This window comes from Halomonas sp. Bachu 37 (genome assembly GCF_039691755.1).
Classification (GTDB): Bacteria; Pseudomonadota; Gammaproteobacteria; order Pseudomonadales; family Halomonadaceae; genus Vreelandella; species Vreelandella kashgarensis.
The window spans coordinates 1,572,802-1,595,667 of the sequence record NZ_CP137552.1 but is presented as its reverse complement, the minus strand read 5'-3'; the positions used below and the strand labels follow the sequence as shown (position 1 = coordinate 1,595,667).

21 protein-coding genes are annotated in these 22,866 nt (G+C 61.5%); 13 read left to right on the top strand and 8 right to left on the bottom strand.

The annotated features are described in order from the left end of the window. Positions 1-2: 2 nt before the first annotated feature. From R5M92_RS07340 to R5M92_RS07300, 9 genes are all read left to right on the top strand, one after another. Positions 3-650 carry a tetratricopeptide repeat protein gene (locus R5M92_RS07340; RefSeq protein ID WP_346799016.1) on the top strand — a complete coding sequence of 216 codons (648 nt, stop codon included), beginning with the start codon at positions 3-5 and terminating at the stop codon, positions 648-650. Positions 651-740: 90 nt separating this feature from the next. Beyond that, positions 741-1,379, top strand: coding sequence for an NUDIX domain-containing protein (locus R5M92_RS07335; RefSeq protein ID WP_346799014.1), 639 nt, complete (start codon positions 741-743; stop codon positions 1,377-1,379). Between the two features lies 1 nt (position 1,380). Beyond that, a complete protein-coding gene (locus R5M92_RS07330) occupies positions 1,381-1,827 on the top strand; it encodes a DUF1249 domain-containing protein (RefSeq protein WP_346799013.1) in 447 nt (148 codons plus the stop codon). Then, on the top strand, positions 1,827-2,576 hold the full coding sequence (locus R5M92_RS07325; RefSeq protein ID WP_346799012.1) for a phosphodiesterase: 750 nt from the start codon (positions 1,827-1,829) through the stop codon (positions 2,574-2,576). Before R5M92_RS07330 ends, R5M92_RS07325 begins: the two co-directional genes overlap by 1 nt. Positions 2,577-2,747: 171 nt before the next feature. Further along, positions 2,748-3,710, top strand: a complete 963-nt coding sequence (gene cysD, locus R5M92_RS07320; protein WP_346799011.1) for a sulfate adenylyltransferase subunit CysD — start codon at positions 2,748-2,750, stop codon at positions 3,708-3,710. Between the two features lie 13 nt (positions 3,711-3,723). Continuing rightward, on the top strand, positions 3,724-5,151 hold the full coding sequence (cysN, locus tag R5M92_RS07315; protein WP_346799009.1) for a sulfate adenylyltransferase subunit CysN: 1,428 nt from the start codon (positions 3,724-3,726) through the stop codon (positions 5,149-5,151). A 102-nt stretch (positions 5,152-5,253) separates the two neighbouring features. After that, positions 5,254-5,817 carry a type 1 glutamine amidotransferase domain-containing protein gene (locus R5M92_RS07310; RefSeq protein ID WP_346799007.1) on the top strand — a complete coding sequence of 188 codons (564 nt, stop codon included), beginning with the start codon at positions 5,254-5,256 and terminating at the stop codon, positions 5,815-5,817. Continuing rightward, positions 5,817-6,941, top strand: coding sequence for an App1 family protein (locus R5M92_RS07305; protein ID WP_346799006.1), 1,125 nt, complete (start codon positions 5,817-5,819; stop codon positions 6,939-6,941). Before R5M92_RS07310 ends, R5M92_RS07305 begins: the two co-directional genes overlap by 1 nt. Before the next feature lie 63 nt (positions 6,942-7,004). Continuing rightward, positions 7,005-7,679 carry a zinc metallopeptidase gene (locus R5M92_RS07300; protein WP_346799004.1) on the top strand — a complete coding sequence of 225 codons (675 nt, stop codon included), beginning with the start codon at positions 7,005-7,007 and terminating at the stop codon, positions 7,677-7,679. Here R5M92_RS07300 and cmoB read toward each other — a convergent pair. Both cmoB and cmoA read right to left on the bottom strand, forming a co-directional pair. After that, positions 7,669-8,664, bottom strand: a complete 996-nt coding sequence (cmoB, locus tag R5M92_RS07295) for a tRNA 5-methoxyuridine(34)/uridine 5-oxyacetic acid(34) synthase CmoB (protein WP_346799002.1) — start codon at positions 8,662-8,664, stop codon at positions 7,669-7,671. The genes R5M92_RS07300 and cmoB overlap by 11 nt on opposite strands. A gap of 1 nt (position 8,665) precedes the next feature. After that, positions 8,666-9,409: a carboxy-S-adenosyl-L-methionine synthase CmoA gene (cmoA, locus tag R5M92_RS07290; RefSeq protein ID WP_346799000.1), complete on the bottom strand. Its 744-nt coding sequence runs from the start codon at positions 9,407-9,409 to the stop codon at positions 8,666-8,668. Between the two features lie 85 nt (positions 9,410-9,494). On the opposite strand from cmoA, the gene pgi reads away from it, so the two are divergent. The 4 genes from pgi (at position 9,495) to serB (ending at position 16,933) form a co-directional block, all read left to right on the top strand. Then, positions 9,495-11,180 carry a glucose-6-phosphate isomerase gene (gene pgi / locus R5M92_RS07285; protein WP_346798999.1) on the top strand — a complete coding sequence of 562 codons (1,686 nt, stop codon included), beginning with the start codon at positions 9,495-9,497 and terminating at the stop codon, positions 11,178-11,180. Between the two features lie 142 nt (positions 11,181-11,322). Further along, entirely contained in the window at positions 11,323-13,251 is a 1,929-nt protein-coding gene (gene parE / locus R5M92_RS07280; protein WP_346798997.1) for a DNA topoisomerase IV subunit B, read from the top strand. A 210-nt stretch (positions 13,252-13,461) separates the two neighbouring features. Continuing rightward, complete coding sequence (gene parC / locus R5M92_RS07275; RefSeq protein ID WP_346798995.1) at positions 13,462-15,714, top strand: DNA topoisomerase IV subunit A; 2,253 nt, start codon at positions 13,462-13,464, stop codon at positions 15,712-15,714. Positions 15,715-15,718: 4 nt separating this feature from the next. After that, positions 15,719-16,933 carry a phosphoserine phosphatase SerB gene (gene serB, locus R5M92_RS07270; RefSeq protein WP_346798993.1) on the top strand — a complete coding sequence of 405 codons (1,215 nt, stop codon included), beginning with the start codon at positions 15,719-15,721 and terminating at the stop codon, positions 16,931-16,933. A gap of 58 nt (positions 16,934-16,991) precedes the next feature. Here the strand turns inward: serB and R5M92_RS07265 are convergent, their stop codons facing one another. From R5M92_RS07265 to R5M92_RS07240, 6 genes are read right to left on the bottom strand one after another with little or no spacing between them, the layout of a single operon-like run. Beyond that, positions 16,992-17,378, bottom strand: coding sequence for a Na+/H+ antiporter subunit G (locus R5M92_RS07265; RefSeq protein WP_346798991.1), 387 nt, complete (start codon positions 17,376-17,378; stop codon positions 16,992-16,994). 37 nt (positions 17,379-17,415) lie between these two features. After that, positions 17,416-17,685 (bottom strand): K+/H+ antiporter subunit F, encoded by a 270-nt coding sequence (locus tag R5M92_RS07260; protein ID WP_346798989.1) that lies wholly within the window; start codon positions 17,683-17,685, stop codon positions 17,416-17,418. Next, on the bottom strand, positions 17,679-18,176 hold the full coding sequence (locus R5M92_RS07255) for a Na+/H+ antiporter subunit E (protein WP_346798987.1): 498 nt from the start codon (positions 18,174-18,176) through the stop codon (positions 17,679-17,681). Before R5M92_RS07255 ends, R5M92_RS07260 begins: the two co-directional genes overlap by 7 nt. Further along, a complete protein-coding gene (locus R5M92_RS07250; protein ID WP_346798985.1) occupies positions 18,173-19,684 on the bottom strand; it encodes a monovalent cation/H+ antiporter subunit D in 1,512 nt (503 codons plus the stop codon). Before R5M92_RS07250 ends, R5M92_RS07255 begins: the two co-directional genes overlap by 4 nt. Beyond that, the gene (locus R5M92_RS07245) at positions 19,681-20,013 is read right to left on the bottom strand and encodes a Na+/H+ antiporter subunit C (RefSeq protein ID WP_346798983.1); all 333 of its coding nucleotides are present in this window, start codon (positions 20,011-20,013) and stop codon (positions 19,681-19,683) included. Before R5M92_RS07245 ends, R5M92_RS07250 begins: the two co-directional genes overlap by 4 nt. Continuing rightward, complete coding sequence (locus tag R5M92_RS07240; protein ID WP_346798981.1) at positions 20,013-22,838, bottom strand: monovalent cation/H+ antiporter subunit A; 2,826 nt, start codon at positions 22,836-22,838, stop codon at positions 20,013-20,015. Before R5M92_RS07240 ends, R5M92_RS07245 begins: the two co-directional genes overlap by 1 nt. Positions 22,839-22,866: the final 28 nt, after the last annotated feature.

Sequence of the window (22,866 nt, the reverse complement as noted above, 5' to 3'; positions counted from 1 at the left end):
TCATGAAGCATCGTCATCCGTATCAACCAATTCTCGCCGCCCTGTTGGGGACAGGCTTGCTGTTGGCACCCTTGAGTGGCTGGGCCTATGAAGACGAACTGTTCTCCTTGAAAAGCCGCTGGGAGCACACCACGACCCAGATGGAAGATTCCAGCGAACGACGCAACACCCTGGAGGCGCTGGCCGAAGAAGCCGAGGCCCTGGCGCAGGAGCATGAGGCGGAGGCCGACGTGCTGGTCTGGCAGGGCATCATTCTTGCCTCCTACGCACGGGAGCGCAGTGGTCTGGGCGCGCTGGGCAGCGCCAAGGATGCGCGCAGCGTACTGGAACGTGCGATCGAGCTGGACCCCCAGGGCGGCAACGGCTCGGCTTATGTCACGCTGGGCGCCTTGTACGACCGGGCGCCGGGACGACCGCTCGGGTTCGGCAACAGCGAAACGGCGGAGCGCATGTTCCAGCGGGCCCTCGAGATTCGCCCCAACGGTATCGACACCAATTTCTACTATGCCGCTTATCTGAAGGAAGAGGGACGCGAGGACGAAGCGCGAGGCCATGCCCAGCGAGCGGTGGAGGGCGAGGCCCGAGAAGGCCGTCAAGCCTCCGATGAAGCGTTACGCGGCGAAGCCGAGGCGCTGTTGAACAGCTTGTAAGCGGTTCTTTCTCTATAGCGCGCGGTTCCCCGATTGGCATTCCCGGGTACAGCCATTGATAATAGGTCAATGTTTACCCGGGAGTTCTCCATGACCACTACCCACACAACCGATGATTTGGCTCGACCACTGCTGGGACGCGATGACGTCGAATTGCAGCAGCGCCGTTGCCTGTATCAAGGTTTTTTCCGCCTGGAAGCGCTTGAACTTCGTCACCGTCTGTTCGAGGGTGGCTGGAGCAATGTCATGACGCGTGAAGTGCATGACCGTTTCGATGCCGTGGGTGTACTACTCTATGACGTCAAGCGCGATGCGGTCGTGATGGTGGAGCAGTTCCGTGCCGGTGCCATCGATGATCTACATTCACCTTGGAAGCTCGAAGTGGTAGCGGGCTTGGTCGAGGAAGGAGAGAGCCTCGAGGATGTCGCCCGGCGTGAAGCCCTGGAGGAATCGGGCTGCAACGTCGGAGAGCTGATCAAGTTGCATACCTATTATCCCAGCCCCGGCGCCTGCAATGAGCAAGTCACGCTGTTCTGTGGTCTGATCGATAGTTGCGGCCTGGGCGGGGTGCATGGCCTGGACGAGGAGCACGAAGACATTCGCGTGCATGTGGTGAGTTTCGCCCGCGCCTGGGAGCTTCTGGAAAACGGTCGACTGGACAACGCCATGAGCTTGATCGCCATGCACTGGCTGGCCGGGCAGCGCGCTTCGTTACGAGCAAGGAGTTAACATGGCAAGAGCCGCTTATGTCACGGATTTGAAAACCCTGCAGGGAGAATGCAGTGCCAACTATTGGCGCCTGATTCGCCTGGTGGGCGAGCTTGAGGCGGGCATGTCCCGCGATATCGTGCTCAATGCGGCGGGACGTGATGCGGGGCGGCTGCAACTGCGGGTTCAGGAACAGGCCCCCTACACCACTATTCTCCACGTCTCCCAGGCGGGAATCTGGGATGATGTGATGCCGCCGCCACGCATGCGCGTACATTTGTATCATGACGTGCGCATGGCGGAAGTGACCGATTTCCAGCGTGAGCGACACTTCGAAGGCCGCTATCGCTATCCTAATTCGCGCATGCATCAACCCGATGAGAAGCTCCAGCTCAATCGCTTTCTCGGTGAATGGCTCGAGCACGGCTTGGCCCATGGCCTTTACGCCGACTTGCCGGAGACGCCTTGATGCGGCTGGTCCAGATTACCGACTGCCATCTGCATGCCGACCCAGAGGCCCCCTCGCGAGCGGGGTTTCCCTTGCGCCAGTTTCAAATCGTGGTGCAGCAGGTCATTGAGAAGCGCCCGGATATCGTGGTGGTCAGCGGCGATATCAGCCAGGATGAAACCTCGGCTTCCTACGTGCTCGCCAAGGAGATACTGGCAAGCTTGCCCTGTCCCTGGTTCTGGCTTCCCGGCAATCACGATCAACCCGAACTGATGGAGGCGGTGCATCCGTTGCATCGCGAGGTCGATATGCAGGGGTGGCGTTTACTGTTGCTGCATACCCAGGTCAGCGGACAGCCCCACGGCGAACTGGGCGCGGAGCAGTTGGCGGAACTGGTGGAACGGCTCGAGAATGACGTGCGCCCGACGGTTATCGCCATGCATCATCCGCCGCTCGACGTGGGCACGGCCTGGATGGACAGGATCGGCTTGCAGGATCGCGAAGCGTTCTGGCAGAGCCTGGCGGCCTATCCTCAGGTGAAGGTCATCCTCTTCGGCCATGCCCATCAGGCGTTCGCCCGGCTGCAGGGGTTCGGTGACCATGTCATCGGCGTGTACGGTTGCCCCTCGACGACCGACCAATTTCTGGCCGGTGCCGAACACTTCACCATCGATGAAGCCTCACGCCCTGGCTATCGTGTCATCGACCTCCATAGTGGTAGGGCTGGTAACGCTGGCTGGACGACATGGATCGAGCGAGTGGATCTGTAGCGCTTGTAAAACCTGTAACGCTTGTAAAATGAGCGTAGAAAATTTCTTTTTGATCTAAAAAGATAGTTATTAATTCTTTTGGGTTATTATCGTGGCGGCGTTACCCTGCATCTATATTTGAGGCATCCCTGGCCGATGCCCGTACCGATGCAAACTTGAGGTAACCGGGCCATGACCCATTTCTCTTCTGCTGCCAGCACGGCACAGCAAGTGCCGGCGCCCATTCTGAGTGCCGAACGCCAGACCCACCTGAAGCAGCTCGAGGCGGAGTCGATTCATATCATCCGCGAAGTCGCCGCCGAGTTCGACAATCCGGTCATGCTCTACTCGATCGGCAAGGACTCCTCGGTGATGCTGCACCTGGCACGCAAGGCATTCTACCCTGGCACGCCGCCGTTCCCGCTGATGCACATCGACACCACCTGGAAGTTCCGCGAGATGATCGAGTTTCGCAATCGCATGGCGCGTGAAGCGGGCATGGAGCTGATCGTGCATACCAACGAAGAGGGGCGGGCGGCCAACATCAACCCCTTCGATCACGGCAGCGCCAAGTACACCGATATCATGAAGACCCAGGCGCTCAAGCAGGCACTGACCAAGCACGGCTTCGATGCCGCCTTCGGCGGAGCTCGCCGTGATGAAGAAGCCAGCCGGGCCAAGGAGCGCGTCTACTCCTTCCGCGATAAGTATCACCGCTGGGATCCCAAGAATCAGCGTCCCGAGCTGTGGAACACCTATAACGCCAAGATCAACAAGGGCGAATCGATCCGCGTCTTCCCGCTCTCCAACTGGACCGAGCTGGATATCTGGCAGTACATCTACCTCGAGCATATTGCCATCGTGCCGCTTTACTACGCCGCGCCGCGGCCGGTGGTCGAGCGTGACGGCATGCAGGTCATGGTCGATGACGAGCGCCTGCCGCTGGCGGCGAATGAAGTACCCGAAGAGAAATGGGTGCGCTTTCGTACCCTGGGGTGCTACCCGCTGACTGGCGCGGTGGAGTCGAAGGCCGCGACACTGCCCGAGATTATCCAGGAGATGCTGCTGACCCGCACCAGCGAACGCAGTGGCCGGGCCATCGACCGTGATCAAGCCGGGTCGATGGAGAAGAAGAAGCGCGAAGGCTATTTTTAATGGGGAAAGTCTGATGGCACACCAATCGAACCTGATAGCCGAGAACATCGAGCAGTACCTGCACGAGCACGAGAACAAGGACCTGCTGCGCTTCATCACCTGCGGTAGCGTCGATGACGGCAAGTCGACCTTGATCGGTCGACTGCTCCACGATTCGAAGATGATCTACGAGGACCAGCTCGCCGCCATCACCCAGGCGTCGAAATCCAGCGGCACCACCGGCGATACCGTCGACCTGGCGCTGCTGGTCGATGGCCTGCAGTCGGAGCGAGAGCAGGGCATCACCATCGATGTGGCGTATCGTTTCTTCTCCACCGACAAGCGCAAGTTCATCATCGCCGATACCCCGGGACACGAGCAGTACACCCGTAACATGGCCACAGGCGCTTCGACGGCGAGTCTTGCCATCATCCTCATCGATGCCCGCTACGGCGTACAGACCCAGACCCGGCGGCACAGCTTTATCGCCGATCTGCTGGGCATCCAGCATCTGGTCATCGCGGTCAACAAGATGGATCTGGTTGAATTCTCCCAGGCCCGTTTCGACGAGATCGTCGCCGAGTACCGTGAGTTCGCCACCAATCTTCAGGCTCGCGATATTCGCTTCGTGCCCATGTCGGCGCTGCAAGGCGACAACGTGGTGAACCGCAGCGAGCGCACGCCGTGGTACCAGGACAAGACGCTAATCGAGCTGCTGGAGAGTGTCGAGATCAGCCGTGACCAGAATCTCAGCGACCTGCGGCTACCGGTGCAGTACGTCAACCGGCCCAATCTCGATTTCCGTGGCTATTGCGGCACGCTGGCCGCCGGTATCCTGCGACCCGGCCAGGCGGTCAAGGCCTTGCCTTCGGGCAAGCACTCCACCGTCGAGCGTATCGTGACCTTCGACGGCGACCTGGAAGCGGCCTATCCCGGCCAGGCAATCACCGTGACCCTCGACGATGAAATCGATATTTCCCGGGGCGATTGGCTGGTGGCGGCGGATGCCGAAATACCGCTGTCGAATACCTTCGCCGCCGATATCGTGTGGATGCACGAGGACGCCCTGGTGCCGGGCAAGCTTTACGATTTCAAGCTGGCGACCCGCGATCTTTCCGGCCAGGTGAGCACGATCGACTACCAGATCGACGTCAACAGCCTGGAAAAGCATCCGGCCGAGCGTCTCGAACTCAATGCCATTGCTCACTGCGAGGTAGAGCTGACCGCCGCCATCCCGCTGGATGATTACCGTACCAGCCCCGGCACCGGAAGCTTCACCGTGGTCGATCGGTTGAACAACGTCACCGTCGGGGCAGGAATGATCCGCAGGGTTTCAGGCAACCAACTGCAATCGGTCACGCAAACCGATTGGGCAGCGTTCGAGGCCGACCTCAATGCTTTGGTGCGCAAGCATTTTCCGCACTGGGAAGCCAAGGATGTCAGTCAACTGCTAGGCCATTGAGGAGACTTTGCGACACGCGTTGTGATGAGCCACACTGTCGGTGCAGCAAGCAATCTGCTGTGATTTGACGGAATTGTTTATCATCACGATAAGGAGAGCATGATGACTCAATCACTACAGGGAAAACGTGTCGCGATTGTCGCTGCCGATGGCTTTGAAGAGTCAGAGCTGAGTTCGCCGCGCAAGGCGCTGCAGGATGCCGGGGTGGAAGTGGATATCGTCACCCCGGACGGCAAGGATATCCGCGCCTGGGCGGAAACCGACTGGGGTGACACCTACCCGGCATCGAAGTCCCTGGATGCCGCCAGCATGAACGACTATCACGGCCTGGTATTGCCCGGCGGTCTGTTCAACCCGGATGCGCTGCGTACCAACGAGACGGCCCTGGCGCTGGTCAAGGAATTCTTTCATGCCGGTAAGCCGGTAGCAGCGATCTGTCATGCGCCGTGGATTCTGATCAACGCGGAAGTGGTCGACGGGCGTCGTCTTACCTCGGTGCCTTCCATATCCCAGGATCTCAAGAATGCCGGCGCGAAGTGGGTGGATGAACCCGTCGTCGTGGATAGCGGCCTGGTATCGAGCCGTACGCCTAAGGATCTCGACGCCTTCAATGCCAAGCTGCTCGAGGAGCTGGCGGAAGGCCGCCACCAAGGGCAACACGCTTGATGGCAGTACTTCGCCGTGTGACCAGCTTTGCCAAGCGGCTGGCCCATGTAGTGGCCAAGCCGATGAAAGGCGACAGCGGTCGCGGCGGAATGGTGGTTCACCCTTATCGTGGTTACGGCTCGCAGAGGCAGGTGTTTCTGATGGGCCGGGTGTTCCACCAGGCTGCGCTGGGGAGAGCGATTCCCCGGCGCGGCATGTTGCGTGATACCGCCGATATAGTGCGTCGTATTGCCCGCCGGGGGCTGAACCAGGCGCATATACACATCAGGTTGGGCGAGAATACGCTGGATGTAGTGACGGACCGCGACGGGTATTTCTATGCCCATCTTCCCTTGAACACCCCTTTACCCATCGAAGTATCCTGGCACCGGGCTCACCTCCACGTGACGGCGGATAACGAAGCGCCGGTACGGGCACAAGCGGAAATCTACATCCCGCCGCCGGAAACCGACCTGCTGGTGATCAGCGATATCGACGATACGGTCATGTACACCGGTGTGGCCGACAAGATTCGCATGCTCTATCGATTATTCGTCAAGAAGCCCCATCGACGCACGGCGTTTCCCGGCGTGGCGACGCTGTACCAGGCGCTTCATCGGGGATCGACTGATCGCCAGGAACGGCCCATCCTGTACGTCTCGCGGGGGCCGTGGGCAATCTACGAAATGCTGGAAGCCTTTTTTCAGCTCAATCGTATTCCGGTAGGGCCGATCCTGTTCCTGCGCGAATGGGGGCTGACCTGGCGACACCCCTGGCCGCGCCGCGCCGAAGAACACAAGCGTGATCTGATCAACCACATGCTGGAACTGTTCGAGGACATGCCGTGTATTCTGATCGGCGATAGCGGCCAGCACGACCCCGAAGTCTATGCCGATATCGTCAAGGCCTATCCGGACCGTATCAAGGCGGTCTATATTCGCCGAGTGGACAAGAAGCCCGCTCGCGAGAAAGCCATCCAGAAGCTGCGCGACGATATCAGCTATACCCAATGCGATCTGGTATTGGCGCCGGACAGCACCTTGATGGCCGAGCATGCCTATTCCCAAGGCGAAATCTCCGCCTGGGGAGTCGAAGCCGTCCGCCGAGATGTCGACGAACATATAAAAGCCGAGAACGAGAAGTAGTCGATAGCCAGTCTCAGCTGGTTGGGGGATAATCCGGCAAACACGCGGAACGAGGGGCTTGCGATGGTAGTGCTACTGGGTGCCGTGCTGCTGGCCGTATTTATCCTGCCCAATGTCTGGGCCAAGTGGGTGCTCAAGCGCCATACTCGCGGGCGTGACGACTACCCGGGGACCGGTGCCGAGCTTGCCGACCACCTCCTACGCCGCTTGGGTATCGACGGGGTCAAGGTCGAACGCAGCGAGCAAGGCGATCACTATGATCCCGAAGCTCGCCGCGTGCGGCTCTCCCCGGATGTCCATGACGGTCGCTCTCTGACAGCGGTAACGGTGGCCGCCCACGAAGTCAGCCATGCCATCCAGCATCACCAAGGATATCCCCCGCTGCTGGCGCGCAGCCGGCTGATCGGGATGGCGCAGAAAGCCGAAAAGCTCGGCGCCGTGTTGATGATGGCCGCCCCGTTTCTGTTTCTGCTTACCCGGGTTCCGGGTGGCCTGGCGGTGGTGGTGGCGATGGCGGTGATCAGCTTCGGCACCGCCGCTCTGGTACATCTGGTGACGCTTCCGGTGGAATTCGATGCCAGTTTCAACCGCGCCTTGCCGTTATTGAAAGAGTACGTCCCTCCCTACGACATGCCCGGTGCTCGCCATGTGCTGACCGCCTGCGCCTTCACCTACGTCGCGGCGTCCCTGGCTGGAGTGATGAACCTGGGTCGCTGGCTGGTCATACTCAGGCGTTAGGCTTGTTGGCAATCACCACCGCTCGTCGCGGTGCCGAGTAGCCTTCGATCGTGCGGGCATGGTCGTTGGGGTCGAGAAAATCCTCGAGAGATTGAAAGGTCATCCACTCGGTGGCGCGCTGCTCGTCCAGGCGGGTCACCGCTTCGTCCACCACGCGTACATTGTCGAATCCGCAGCGCTCCAGCCAGTGGCACAGGGCTTGTGAGGAGGGCAGGAAGTAGACGTTGGGCATGGCGGCATAGCGCTCGCCGGGCAGCAGTACCGTTGTTATATCGCCTTCCACTACCAGGGTTTCCAGCACCAGCTCGCCGCCGGGGCGCAGCGCGTCCTTCAATTGGTGCAAATGCTCCAGCGGGGAAGGGCGATGGTAGAGCACGCCCATGGAAAAAACCGTATCGAAGAAACCGAGCCCGGACGGCACGTCTTCGATGCCCACCGGCAGAAAGTGGGTGCGCATGTCATCGGCGTCGCCGACGAAGTGGCGGACCGCCTGGAACTGCCAGTAAAAACGCGGCGAGGGGTCGATCACCAGCACGAACTGCGCCCCGGCGCCGGTCATGCGCCACGCGTGATAGCCGCTGCCGCCGCCGACATCGAGTACCTTGCGCTGGGCGAGTGGCGCCAGGTGCGGCGCGACACGTTGCCATTTCCAGTCCGAACGCCACTCGGTATCGATGGCAATGTCGCCGAGGCGATAAGGCCCCTTGCGCCAGGGGGATAGCTTTTTCAGCAGGTTTTCGCACTGTTTGAGCTGGCTGGGGGAAAGCGCCACATCGACCGTCACGGTGTCGCTATCAAGCGACACTTCCCGCGATGCTGGCAGTGGTGGCAACTTGGCCACGGCCTTTTCCCAGGCGGGCAGATCGCCGAAACGCTTGCGGTCGAGCCCGGCGGCCAGTTGCTGGGGAAGAAGTGGCAGCCAGGCTTCCAGGCCCTGGTCGAGGAAAGCCTGATAGAGGGGGCGGTGAATCGGGGGAATTGCCAAGTCAGGCCTCCTTGAAGGCGATCAGAGACGCAAAGTTCAGATACTGGAACCAGGTCAGCGAACGCGAAAAGCCGCATGAGGTCAGCCGCGTATGGTGGGCTTCCAGGGTGTCGGGCACCAGCACGTTTTCCAGGGCGGTGCGTTTCTGGCTGATTTCCAGCTCGCTGTAGCCATTGGCTCGCTTGAAATCGTGATAACGCTCGACGCGCCAGGCATTGTCGCGTTCGTCCGGGTCGACCACTTTTTCGGACAGGATCAGTACGCCGCCGGGCTCCAGGCAGTCGTACAAGCGCTTGATGAGGGCGTCGCGGTCCTCGGGCGGCAGGAACTGCAGAGTGAAATTGAGCATCACCATGCCCGACGTTTCGTAGTCGAGGCTGCGAATATCGCCTTCTATCACGTTCATGGCGTGTTGCGGACACTCGGCGGCGAATGTCTGTCGGGCACGCTCGACCATCGCGGGAGACAGATCCACGCCGCTGTAGCGAAAGGCCTCCGCGGGGAGGTGGGCGGCCAGGGCCAGCCCGGCTGCGCCCAGCGAGCAGCCCAGGTCATAAACATGCGCACCGTGACGCAGGTGGCGCTGAGCCAGGACCCCCAGCATTCCCAGAATCTGGCCATACCCCGGTACCGAACGCCGAATCATGTCGGGAAAGCACGCCACTACCTGTTCGTCGAAGGAAAAACGCGCCACTCGGTCCAGGGGTGTCGAAAAGATGGCGTCACGGTAAGATGGAGAATTCATGGGCAAGCCGGGTACATTGAGTGGGAGACGTATTTTACGCGCCCCGCGCCCAGGCTGCACGGATCGACGCCTTGGAGACTACACGATGTCCGCAGTATCACGCGCTACTCCAGATACCTTGCCGGCCTGGCAGACCCTTCGGACCCACGCCGAACAGCTGAAAAGCATCCATTTGAAGCAACTGTTCGGCGACGGCGGCCAGCGCTGGGAGCATTTCTCCCGTCATGTGGCCGGCGTGACATTGGATGTCTCCAAGCAGCGCTGGGACGAGGACACGCTGGAACACTTGCTGGCCCTTGCTCAGGAGGCAGGAGTACCGGCGGCGATCAAGGCCTTGCTGAGCGGCAAGCGCGTCAATACCAGCGAGGATCGGCCAGCGCTGCATACCGCCTTGCGCCTGCCTGCGGACGCCAGCCTGGAGTTGGACGGCGAGGATGTGGTCGCAGCGGTTCACGCGAGCCTGGCGGAAATGGAGGTTCTGGTTGCCCGGTTGCACGCTGGGCAGTGGCGCGGCGCCACCGGCAAGCCTATTCGTGATGTGGTCAACCTGGGCGTGGGCGGCTCGGACCTGGGGCCGTTGATGGTGACCCATGCGCTGATGGACTTTCGCCCGCAGGACATTCATCGCGTCGAGGTACACTTCGCCTCGACCATGGACGGCTCGCAACTGGCCGATTACCTCAGCCGCCTCAACCCCGAAACCACCTTGTTCGTATTGTCTTCCAAGTCGTTCACCACTATCGATACGTTGTCCAACGCCAATACCGCTCGCGACTGGCTGGTGGGCAGGCTCGCCGAACACGGCTCCAGCCCGGTGCATGCCGAACTGGTGGTTCGCCAGCACTTCATCGGGGTTTCCGCCTGTCCCGAGAAGATGTGCGAATGGGGAATCGCGCCGGAACACCAGCTCAGGTTCTGGGAGTGGGTGGGAGGACGCTATTCGCTGTGGGGCACCATCGGCCTGCCCATCGCCCTGGTCGTGGGCATGGACAATTTTCGCGCACTGCTGGCCGGGGCTCACAGCATGGACGAACACTTCGCCAGCGCTGAACTGATGGGCAATATGCCGGTGCTGCTGGCGCTGGCGGGAATCTGGAACGTCAATTTTCTCGATATCCGCGCCCATTCGATCCTGCCCTATGATGGGCGCCTGGAGCATTTCGCTGCCTACCTCGAGCAGCTCGAGATGGAATCCAACGGCAAATCGGTCACCCGCCACGGCGAATCTGTGACGTACTCCACCTGCCCGGTCCTGTGGGGGCAACTGGGCCCCAACGCCCAGCACGCTTTCTATCAGCTCCTGCACCAGGGCACCCAGCCTGTGGCTTGCGATTTCATCGCCCCGCTGAAACGCTACGACGATGTCGAAGATGCCGACACCCGGGCGCATCTCAAGGCGCAGCACCGGCTGGCGTTGTCCAACTGCTTTGCCCAGTCGCGCGTGCTCATGCTGGGCGACGATGCGATTGAGGATGACGGCCCACGCCCGGAGCACAAGCGCTATCGCGGCAATCAGCCCTCCACCACGCTGCTGCTCGACGAGCTGACTCCTACCACGCTCGGCGCCTTGATCGCCCTGTACGAGCACAAGGTCTTCGTCCAGGCGGTGATCTGGGATATCAATCCGTTCGACCAGTGGGGAGTGGAGCTGGGCAAGAAGATCGCCGGCGAGACCCAGAAACTTCTGGAGCACGAAGGTGACATCTCGCGCACGGATGACTCGACACGCCATCTGATCGAAGCCTTCTGGGCCGCCGAGAACAACGTCTGAAATGGGTTGCCCTCTGGCTGGATATACAGCTTTTCGCTATGCTATGCGCCCTTGAGAGAATTGCCTGACAGTCGGCCCATGCCAGAGCCTGGTCCGGCTGTCCTTGCGCCATTGGATTCATCCCCTTCAGGAAACGTCCTTCATGACCCAGTTTGATGCTCAGCACGATGCCTCGCCCGGCACGCAGTACAGTGCCAGTGCCATCGAGGTTCTGTCCGGGCTGGAGCCGGTACGCAAGCGCCCCGGCATGTACACCGATACCTCGCGACCCAACCACCTGGTGCAAGAGGTCATCGACAACAGCGTGGATGAAGCGCTGGCCGGTCACGCAGGAAAGATCACCGTCGCCCTTTTCGAAGACGGCGGTATCGAAGTCAGCGACGATGGGCGCGGCATGCCCATAGACCTGCATCCCGAGCACGGCGTCTCGGGTGTCGAGCTGATCCTCACCAAGCTGCATTCGGGGGGCAAATTCTCCTCATCCAGTTACCGCTTTTCCGGCGGTTTGCACGGCGTCGGGGTCTCGGTGGTCAATGCGCTCTCCCGGCGCCTGGAAGTAGAAGTCACCCGCGGCGGCGCGCGGCATGCCATCGCCTTCGAGCATGGCGACAAGGTCAGCGACCTGGAAGAGGTAGGCAAGGCGCCCAAGCGGGCGACCGGCACCTTGGTGCGCTTCTGGCCGGAAGCGGAGTATTTCGACAGCCCCCGGCTGTCGTTGGTACGGCTGCGCCATCTATTGCGCGCCAAGGCGGTGCTGTGTCCCGGGCTCATGGTCACCCTGGTGGAAAGCGACGGCAACCGTACCGAGTGGCAGTACGCGGACGGCCTGCGCGACTACCTGGCCCAGGCCAACGATGGCTTCGAGGTACTGCCATCGTCGCCCTTCATAGGCCATTTCAACGATGACGAGCACGGCGTGGACTGGGCGATCCAGTGGTTGCCCGAAGGGGGCGAGCCGCTGACTGAAAGCTACGTCAACCTGATCCCCACTCCCCAGGGTGGCACCCACGTCAATGGCTTTCGTGCCGGGTTGCTGGATGCGCTGCGCGAGTTCTGCGAATACCGTAACCTGTTGCCGCGCGGCATCAAGCTCACCGCCGACGACTTGTGGGAGCGCGCTTCTTTCGTGTTGTCGGTGAAGATGCTCGATCCCCAGTTCGCCGGACAGACCAAGGAGCGCCTTTCTTCGCGCACGATTGCGGGTTTCGTCTCCGGTGTGGTCAAGGACGCCTTCTCGCTATGGCTCAACCATCATGTGGAGCAAGCCGAGTCGCTGGCCGAGCTGGTGATAAACGCCGCCCAGCGCCGCCAGAAGAAAGCCAAGAAGGTGGCCCGCAAGAAGGTCACGTCCGGCCCGGCCCTGCCCGGCAAGCTGGCCGACTGCAGCGGCCAGGACCCGGCACAGAGCGAGCTGTTTTTGGTGGAGGGGGACTCGGCGGGCGGCAGCGCCAAGCAGGCGCGTAACCGCGAGACCCAGGCGATCCTGCCCCTGCGCGGCAAGATCCTCAATACCTGGGAAGTCGAAACCCACGATATCTACGGCTCCCAGGAGGTCCACGATATCGCCGTGGCGATCGGGGCCGACCCAGCCAGCGCCGACCTGGAAAAACTGCGCTACCACAAGATCTGCATCCTAGCCGATGCCGACTCCGACGGCCTGCACATCGCCACGCTGCTGTGCGCGCTGTTTGTCAGACATTTCCCCGCCCTGGTGGACGCCGGGCACGTCTTCGTCGCCATGCCGCCGCTCTACCGCATCGACCTGGGCAAGGAGGTCCACTATGCCCTGGACGAGAGCGAGAAAGCGGCGATCCTCAAGCAGCTGGAGAAAAAACGCGGTGCCCGCAAGGGAACGCCCAATGTGCAACGCTTCAAGGGCCTGGGCGAAATGAGTCCTCTGCAGCTGCGTGAAACCACTATGGCCCCGGACACTCGGCGGCTGGTGCAGCTGACCCGAGAGGAGGGCGACAACACCTTTGAATTGATGGACATGCTGTTGGCCAAGAAGCGTGCCAGCGACCGTAAACGCTGGCTGGAAGACTACGGCAACCTCGCCGACATCGAAGTTTGAGCGAATGAACCTTTCTGCTCTCGAAGCGGCTCCGCAAGGGACTCGAGTAGCTGAGGTAAGCAGCGCCGGGGGCGGGCTGGCGAGGATGTCCGATGGCAGGGATGCCCTCGGTAGCGCCCATGGATGGGTTCACAGCGCGTCCTCGTCAGCCTGCCGCCGGGATAGCCGCGGAACTGAATTCCATTTGAACCCTGACCAAGGGCTTATCGTATGACCATGGACATCCAAGTGGCGGAGGGGGACGTCGAACGCCTCTCCCTGCGAGACTACAGCGAAAAAGCGTATCTCGATTACTCGATGTACGTGATTCTCGACCGGGCCTTGCCCAATATCGGCGACGGCATGAAGCCGGTACAGCGGCGTATCGTCTACGCCATGCGCGAACTGGCCTTGAACGCCAGTGCCAAGTACAAGAAGTCGGCGCGTACCGTGGGCGATGTCCTGGGCAAGTTCCACCCCCATGGCGATAGCGCCTGCTACGAAGCCATGGTGCTGATGGCGCAGCCGTTCAGCTACCGTTATCCGCTGGTGGACGGGCAGGGCAACTGGGGCAGCCCCGACGATCCCAAGTCGTTCGCCGCCATGCGCTATACCGAGGCGCGGCTGTCCAAGTTCGCCGAAGTGCTGCTGGCGGAGCTTGGCCAGGGCACGGTCGACTGGACTCCCAATTTCGACGGCACCATGAACGAACCCGTGGTGCTGCCGGCCCAGCTGCCCCATGTGCTGCTCAACGGCGGGACCGGAATAGCGGTGGGCATGGCGACGGATATCCCGCCGCATAACGTGGCGGAAGTGGTCGAGGCGACGTGTCATCTGCTGCGCCACCCCGAGGCCACGACCGCGGACCTGATGCAGTTCGTGCCGGGACCGGACTTTCCCACGACGGCGGAAATCATCACCCCCGCCGAAGACCTGCGCAAACTCTACGAAAGCGGACGCGGATCGGTGAAGCTGCGCGGGCGCTATGTGCGTGAAGAGGCCAATATCGTGGTCACCGCCCTGCCGTATCAGGTCAGTGGGGCCAAGGTCCTCGAGCAGATCGCCGCCCAGATGAACGCCAAGAAACTGCCCATGGTGGCGGATCTGCGCGACGAGTCGACCCACGAGGAGCCGACCCGGTTGGTCATCGAGCCGCGCTCGAACCGCATCGACGTCGAGTCGCTGATGGCCCACCTGTTCGCCACCACCGACCTGGAAAAGAACGTTCGCGTCAACATGAACGTGATCGGCCTCGATGGGCGTCCCCGGGTAATGCCGCTGGCGGACATGCTGGGCGAATGGCTGCGTTTTCGCCGTACCACCGTGCGTCGCCGCCTGCAGCATCGCCTGGGCAAAGTGGAGGATCGCCTGCATCTGCTGGAAGGTTTGCTTACCGCTTATCTCAATATCGACGAAGTGATACGCATCATTCGCGAGGAGGATGAGCCCAAGCCCGCGTTGATTGCCGCGTTTGGTCTCTCCGAGCGTCAGGCGGAAGCCATCCTGGAGCTGCGCCTGCGCCATCTGGCCAAACTCGAGGAAATGAAGATTCGCGGTGAGCAGGATGAGCTGGAAACCGAACGCAAGCGCCTCGAGGGCTTGCTGGGAAGCGAGGCCAAGCTGACCACCTTGATGGAAAAGGAGATTCGCGCCGCGGGCAAGGGGCATGGCGACGAGCGCCGCTCGCCCCTGGTCGAGCGCGAGGACGCCAGGGCGCTCTCCGAAGTGGAACTGCTGGGGGCCGACCCGATCACCGTGGTGCTTTCCGCCAAGGGCTGGATACGCGCAGCCAAGGGCCACGATATCGACCCCGAAGGGCTTTCCTACAAGGCCGGCGACACGTTTCATCTCGCCGCAAAGGGAAAAACCAATCAACCATTGGTACTGCTGGACGATACTGGCCGCGCCTACACCCTGGCGGCGCACAATCTGCCCAGCGCACGGGGCCAGGGCGAGCCGGTAACCGGTCGCGTCAATGTATCCGCCGGCGCGCAGATGACGGGATTGATGCTGGCGCCGCCTGAGAGCCGTTTTCTGCTGGCGTCTGACGGCGGCTACGGTTTCGTTGCCCGGCTTGACGCGCTGACGGGCAAGAACAAGGCAGGCAAGGCGGTGCTCAGCGTGCCCAAGGGGTGCAGCGTGATGCCTCCGGTTGCGGTGCCCGGCGGGGAAGGCCACTGGGTGGCGGCGGTTTCCAACGAGGGTCGTCTGCTGCTGTTCGCCCTCGAACAATTGCCCGAAATGGCCAAGGGAAAAGGCATCAAGATGCTGGATATTCCCGGCCCAAGGGCGGCTCGCCGCGAAGAGTTCATGCGCGACATGACGGTGGTGCCCAGTGGCGCGGCGCTGGTGGTACACGCCGGCAAGCGGCGGTTGACGCTCAAGGCGGCGGATCTCGAGTACTATCGAGGTGAGCGTGGGCGGCGCGGCAGCAAATTGCCACGCGGCTTCCAGAAGGTAGATCGAATCGAGGCGGAGGAGTAACCGTATGGCAAAGCGACTATTGATTCGTGCCACGGGGGTGGCCCGTCCCGGCCAGCTGGCGGGTCTGGGGCAAGCCTTGGCCAGAAGCGGGGCGCGGCTACTCGACATCAATCAGAGCGTGACCTTCGGCATGCTTTCGCTGGAGGCCCTGGTCGGGCTGGATCACGACAGTGCTCTTGAAGCGGCTCTCAGCGAGACCGGAGACGCCCTGGGGCTGGATGTTCAGGCGATTGCGGTCAGCGCTGCGGATTATCATCGCTGGAGCAGCGAGGCGAGTCGTCCCCGGCTGATCCTTACCCTGCTGGCGCCGCGCTTGCCGGCAGGTATCCTGGCCGAAGTCGGCGGCTTGACCGCCGAGTTCGGTCTCACCGTGGAGTTGATTCACCGGCTTTCGGGGCGAGAGCCCCTGGATGGTGAAGCCCCCTCCACTGGCGCTTGCGTGGAGTGCTGGTTGCGCGGCGAGGAAACCGATCTCGATGCGCTGCGGGAGAAGGCCTTGGCATTGGGGGCCCAGCACGGTGTCGATATTGCCTTGCAGGAGGACTCCATCTGGCGCCGCCATCGTCGCCTGGTGTGTTTCGATATGGACTCCACCCTGATCCAGACCGAAGTGATCGACGAACTCGCCCGTCGCCATGGTGTGGGCGAAGAGGTCGCCGAGGTGACCGAACGGGCGATGCGCGGCGAACTCGATTTCCAGCACAGTTTCCGCGAGCGCATGAGCAAGCTGGCCGGCCTGGATGAGTCCGTGCTGGCCGAGATCGCCGAAGAACTGCCGCTCATGGACGGCGTCGAGCGGCTGATGCGAAATCTCAAGCGTTTGGGGTATCGCACCGCGATCCTGTCCGGCGGCTTTACCTATTTCGCCCGCCATCTTCAGGACAGGCTCGGCTTCGACGAGATTCACGCCAACGAACTGGTGATAGAAAACGGCAAGGTCACTGGCGAGGTGCGTGAACCGATCGTGGATGCCGAGCGCAAGGCCGAATTGCTGGAAGCCATCGCGCTGCGCGAAGGTTTTACTCTGGAACAGACGATCGCCGTGGGCGACGGGGCGAACGACTTGAAGATGCTGGCCAAGGCCGGGCTGGGCATCGCCTTTCGCGCCAAGCCCTTGGTGCGAGCCCAGGCGCGCCAGGCGATCTCCACGCTAGGAATCGATGCCGTGCTCTACCTGATCGGCTATCGTCAGGTGGATCTGGAAGAGGAGGCCGGCTGACGGTCGCCATGCAAGACTGGCGACGCGTCACTTGAACGCTCGCCGTCGCTCAGTTGCTTCAACCATGGCCCTTATCGGGATGCAGCACGGGTTTTTCGCCGACTTCTTCCGGCGATAACTCCGCCGGCTTGCCCTGGGTAATGTCGATATGCTTGAGGCACAGGTGCAGGCCGGTCTTGGCCAGCAAGTGAGCGCTTACTGGGGCGGTGAGAAAGAGAAACAGGGTAATCAGCACTTCCTGGATATCCGGCTTGCCGTCGACGGACCAGAAGTACAGCATCGACGCAAATAGCATGCAGCCGATGCCCAGGGTAGTGGCTTTCGTCGGCCCGTGGAGTCGCATGTAGAAGTCAGGCAGGTGAGCCATGCCCAGCGAGCCGATGAAGACGAAGATACCGCCTGCCACGAGCACTAGCGAGATGATGATTTCAGTGATGAAAGACATTAACGCTCCTCCTGACGGATCTGCTTTCCAGCCATGTTCATTCGATGATATCTCCCCGCAGTAAGTACTTGCACACCGCAACGGTGCTGATGAAACCAAGCATGGCGATCAGTAACGCGGATTCGAAATAGGTCTTGCTGTTCAACCACAGGCCGAGCAGAACGATCAGGGCGATGGAATTCACGTACATGGTGTCCAGGGCCAGGATGCGGTCGGGCATGTCCGGTCCCACGGTCAGGCGATAGACGTTGAGCAACAGCGCCATGACGACCAAGGCGAGGGTGATGTACAAGGCAATGCTTAACATTCGTAGATCTCCTTGAGCGGACGTTCGTAGCGTTCGCGAATCCGTTCAATCAAGGCGTCTTCATCCTGTTCATCGAGGGCATGAATGAGCAGGCTTTTTCCATCCATGCGCAGGTTGGCCGATACCGTTCCCGGCGTGAGGCTGATCGTGCTGGCCAGAAGGGTGATGGTGAATCGCTCTTCCAGCATCAGCGGGTAGACGATGAAATGCGGGTTCAGGCGCCGCCAGGGGTTGGCGATCAGCCATGCCACCTCGAAATTGGCGGTGAAGATATCCCGCAGCACACGAAGCACGAAGCGCAGCAACAGTAACGGCCGGCCCAGCCGCGGCTGGGCGTCCCAGAAGCGGTAGGTCAGCAGCGGAATGATGATTGCCAGCACCCCGCCCAGGAAAATCTGGCCGAAAGCCACGCTGCGCACCAGCAACAGCCAGACGAACAGCAGCAACAGCGATAACAATGGAGTGGGAAGCCAGCGGCGAGGGGTGATCATGGCGTCTCTCCGGCATCGGGTAGCAAGGCGTTGGTCATCAGCTCGGGTGTGGCAAGCTGCTCGGCGGTGGCTCGGGTGTAATCACTTATCGGACCACCCAGTACCACCATCAGCGGAGCCGCACTCAATAGCCCGGCGGTGCCCAGCCATTGGCTGCGGGGAAGCGAATTCCCTCCCTTGCCGCCGCGATGGCTGCGCCAGAACAGGGTGGAACCGGCGCGGGACAAGGCGATCAGGGAGGTCAGGCTGACCAACAGCAGGATCGGCCATAGCCAATATTGCTGATAGCCTTCGACAGCGCCGAGCATCAGGGCCTTGCCCACTGCGCCGGAAAGCGGCGGTAGGCCGGCAACGGCGATAGCCCCGATGAAGAATAGCCCTGCCAGCCAGCCGCCTTGCTGCATTGGCCGCCCTTTTACCAGACGGGTGCCCGCCTTGCCGCGTTGTAACCCGATCATCTCCGCCAGCAGGAACAGCCCCCCTGTCACCAGGGTGGTATGAATCAAATAGTAGAGCAGCGCCGAGGTGGCGTCGGGGTTACGCATGCCGATACCGGCCAGCAGAGTGCCGATGGAGACCAGAACAAGATAGGCGACCAGCAGGCGCAAATCGCGCGCCGCCAGGATGCTGATACCCGCGACTACTAGCGTTGCCAGGCCCAGCCACCATACCCAGGGTTGCTCCAAGGCGGTGAGCTCGACGGCAGTCTCACCGAATATCAGCGAATAGACGCGCAGGATGGCGTAGATTCCCACCTTGGTCATGATGGCGAAAAGGGCGGCGACCGGCGCTGGCGCGGCGGCATAGGCCCGGGGCAACCAGAAGTAGAGCGGCAGGATGGCCGCCTTGAGCCCGAAGACCACCAGCAGCATCAAGGCGCCGGCGGTTACCAGGCCCTGGCGCTCCGCGGGAAGGTCGGCCAGGCGAATGGCCATGTCCGCCATGTTCAATGTGCCCGTGGCGCCGTAGAGTATGCCCACCGCAATCAGGAACAGCGAGGAACCGGCGAGATTGAGCACCACGTAATGCACGCCGGCCTGAATGCGGGCCTTGCCGCCACCGTGCAGCAGCAAGGCATAGGAGGCGAGCAGCAGAACCTCGAAGAAGACGAAAAGGTTGAACAGATCGCCGGTCAGGAAGGCGCCGTTGATCCCCATCAGCTGCCATTGAAAGAGACCATGGAAATTGCTGCCTCTCTCGTCTTCCCCAGCACAGGCGAATACCGCGGCACCGAGTGCGAGAATCGCCGTCAGCAGTACCATCAACGCCGACAGTCGATCGACGACCAGCACGATACCGAACGGTGGCTGCCAATCGCCAAGAGCATAGTAAGTAATCTCGCCACCAGCAGCCCGGCTCAGCAGGGCGATGCTCACTAGCAGCAGCACAGCGGTTGCACCAACGCTGATGATGCGCTTGAAACGAACCATTCCCTGGCGTTGAAAGAGTAACAGGATACCGGCAACCAAGGGCAGCACGACGGGAAGAACAATCAGGTGCTGCATCATGAGCGATCATCCTTGTTGCCGTCGACATGATCATTGCCGACCTCGCTGCGTGCGCGCATGGCGAGGATCACCACGAAAGCCGTCATGGCGAAGCCGATCACGATGGCCGTGAGCACCAGGGCTTGCGGCAAAGGGTCGGCATGATATTGCGCGCCGTTGACGAGCGCCGCGCCATCGGTGGTCAAACCGCCCATGGAGAACAGAAACAGGTTCACGGCGTAGGAGAGAAGCGTCAGGCCCACCACCACGGGGAAGGTGCGCCCACGCAGGGTCAAGTAGAGGCCGCAGGCCGTGAGAACGCCGGTAGTAATGGCGTAAAGGGTTTCCATCAGTGAGTCTCCCTGGATTGCGGTGTCGGCTCCGGCGTCTCGGGTTGTTTGCTGGGTCGGTGCGGCGTGGTCACTTTGCCCAGGTTGGCCAGGATCATCAGTGTGGCGCCGACGACGGCAAGATAGACACCGAGATCGAACAGCAAAGCCGTGGCCAGCTCGAAGTCCCCCAGCAACGGCAAGTGGAAGTGGCCGAAGGCGGAGGTGAGAAATGGATAACCGAATAGCCAGCTACCCAGGCCAGTAAGAGTGGCAATGCCTACCCCGACGACGGCCACCGGCTGGTAAGGAAAATTCAGCCGCTGCTGCGCCCAATCCACGCCACGGGCCATGTAAAGGAGGATCAAGGCCACGGCGGTGATGAGTCCGGCGATGAACCCGCCGCCGGGCTGGTTGTGGCCGCGCAGGAAGATGAAGGCGGAGACCAGCAGCGCCAGGGGCAGCAGGGCCATCGAGATCGACGTCAGAATCATCGGGTAGCGATCCGGTGACCACACTCGGCCTTCTCCATCGCTATGCGGGATGAACAGGCGCAAGCGGTTGAGCAGCTTGAAGATGGCCAGGCCCGCCAGGGCCAGCACGGTGATTTCGCCCAGCGTATCGAAACCACGGAAATCGACCAGAATGACGTTGACCACATTGTGCCCGCCCCCGCCGGGTACGCTGTTGGCCATGAAGAAATCCGAAATCGTCCCGGTGTCGCGGGTCATCACCGCATAGTTGAGACTGGCAACCGCCAATCCCAGGGAGGCGGCGAGAATGATATCGCGCAGGTTGCGTATGGGGGTGGATTCGGGCGGCGTCTTTTGCGGCAGGAAAAACAGCGACAGCATCAGCAGGATCATGGTCACCACTTCCACCGAAAGCTGGGTAAGCGCCAGATCGGGTGCCGAGAAGCGCGCGAAGGTCAAGGCTACCACCAGACCTACCACTGAAAGCAGCAGCAGTGAAATCAAGCGATAGCGATGTGTTGCGGCGGTACCGATACCACCGAAGATCAGCAGGCCCGCCCCCAACAGCACGATGCCGTCGATAGGCTGGTTACCTTGAGATCCGGTGAGATCGGTCATGCCCGCCAGGCCTATCACCGCCATGGATAAGGCGGAGAACAGCAGCAACCCCATGTAGCGTTGCAACGAATTGCCTTCGAAATAGGCTACGAAGGTTTCTGCCTTGTAGCTCATCCAGACCATGGCCCGCTCGAATACCCGGCGTGCATCGACGTCCCGGAATGTTTGGGTAAAACGGCGTACCTCCGCGTCCTGCCAATACATCGCAACCCCGGCGATGACGGCGATGAGGCTCATGATCAGCGGCAGGTTGACGCCATGCCAGATGGACAGATAGAAAACCAGCGGTTCGGTGAGCACTGCTCGTGCGGCAAGATCGAGCAGTCCGGTAGCCATCACGGCGGGAACGATGCCCACCAGGATGCACAGGACAACCAGAATTTCGACGGGTAGACGCATCAGGTGCGGTGGCTCGTGGGCGGCTTTCGGCGGCTGCTCTCGGGCCGGCTTGAAGAATACGGCATGCACCAGGCGCAGGGAGTAGGCCACGGACAGGATACCGCCCAAAGTGGCGAGAACCGGCAGCAGCCAGCTCAGGCCGGCCCACACCGGGGTGGCCAGGGTCTCGGTGAACAACATCTCCTTGGACAGAAACCCGTTGAGCAGGGGCAGCCCGGCCATGGCCGCCGCGGCAAGCGTGGTCAATAGCGCGGTAACAGGCATGGCACGCCTCAGGCCACCCAACTGCTTCAATTCCCGGGTGCCGGTTTCATGGTCGATAATCCCGGCGCTCATGAACAGGGCGGCCTTGAAGGTGGCGTGGTTGAGAATATGAAACAACGCCGCCAGTACCGCCATGGGACTACCGACACCCAGCAGTACCGTAATCAGGCCCAGGTGGCTGACGGTCGAAAAGGCCAGAATGGCTTTTAGGTCGGTCTTTATCAGGGCGAACCAGGCGCCATAGAGCATGGTGACGATACCCACCAGCGGCACCACCACCGACCACAGCTCGCTTCCGGCAATAGCGGGATGCAAGCGAGCCATGAGGAAGATTCCCGCCTTGACCATGGTGGCCGAGTGCAGATAGGCCGAGACGGGCGTCGGCGCGGCCATGGCGTGGGGCAGCCAGAACTGGAAGGGAAACTGCGCGGATTTGGTGAAAGCCCCCAGCAGCACTAGCCCCAGCATCAGTGGATAGCGGGCATCGCTGCGGATCAGGTCGCCACTGGCGAGGACCACGTCCATGTCGAAGCTACCCGCCATGTCGCCCAGCATGAGTAGTCCTGCAAGTAGCGCCAGGCCCCCGGCGCCGGTGACGGTCAGGGCCATGCGCGCGCCCTTGCGGGCATCGCTGCGATAGGACCAGAAGCCGATCAGCAGGAACGAGGAGAGACTGGTCATCTCCCAGAACAGCCACAGCAGCATCAGATTATCGGCCATGGCGATTCCCACCATGGAGGCCATGAACAGCATCAGAAAGGCATAAAAGCGCCCGAATGGTTCGTCGGCTGCCAGGTAGAAGTGGGCGTACAGCAGGATCAGCAGGCCGATACCCAGGATCAACAGATTGAACAGCAAGGTCAGCCCGTCCAGGCGCAATGCCAGTTCCAGTCCCAGCTCAGGCATCCAGGCCAGAGAGAAGCGCAGTGTTTCGCCATCGGCCAAGGCCGGTACCTGGGATAGCGTCAGCAACAGCGCCAGGGCCGGCAGAGCGGCGGTGGCAAGCGAGCAGATTCGTCGCTCCCGCTTGGCGCTCAGGGCCGGTACCAAAACACCGAGTAACGGCAGTACAGTGATCCACAGCAATGTCATGGGGTCCATCCAGCAGAATTTTCAGGAA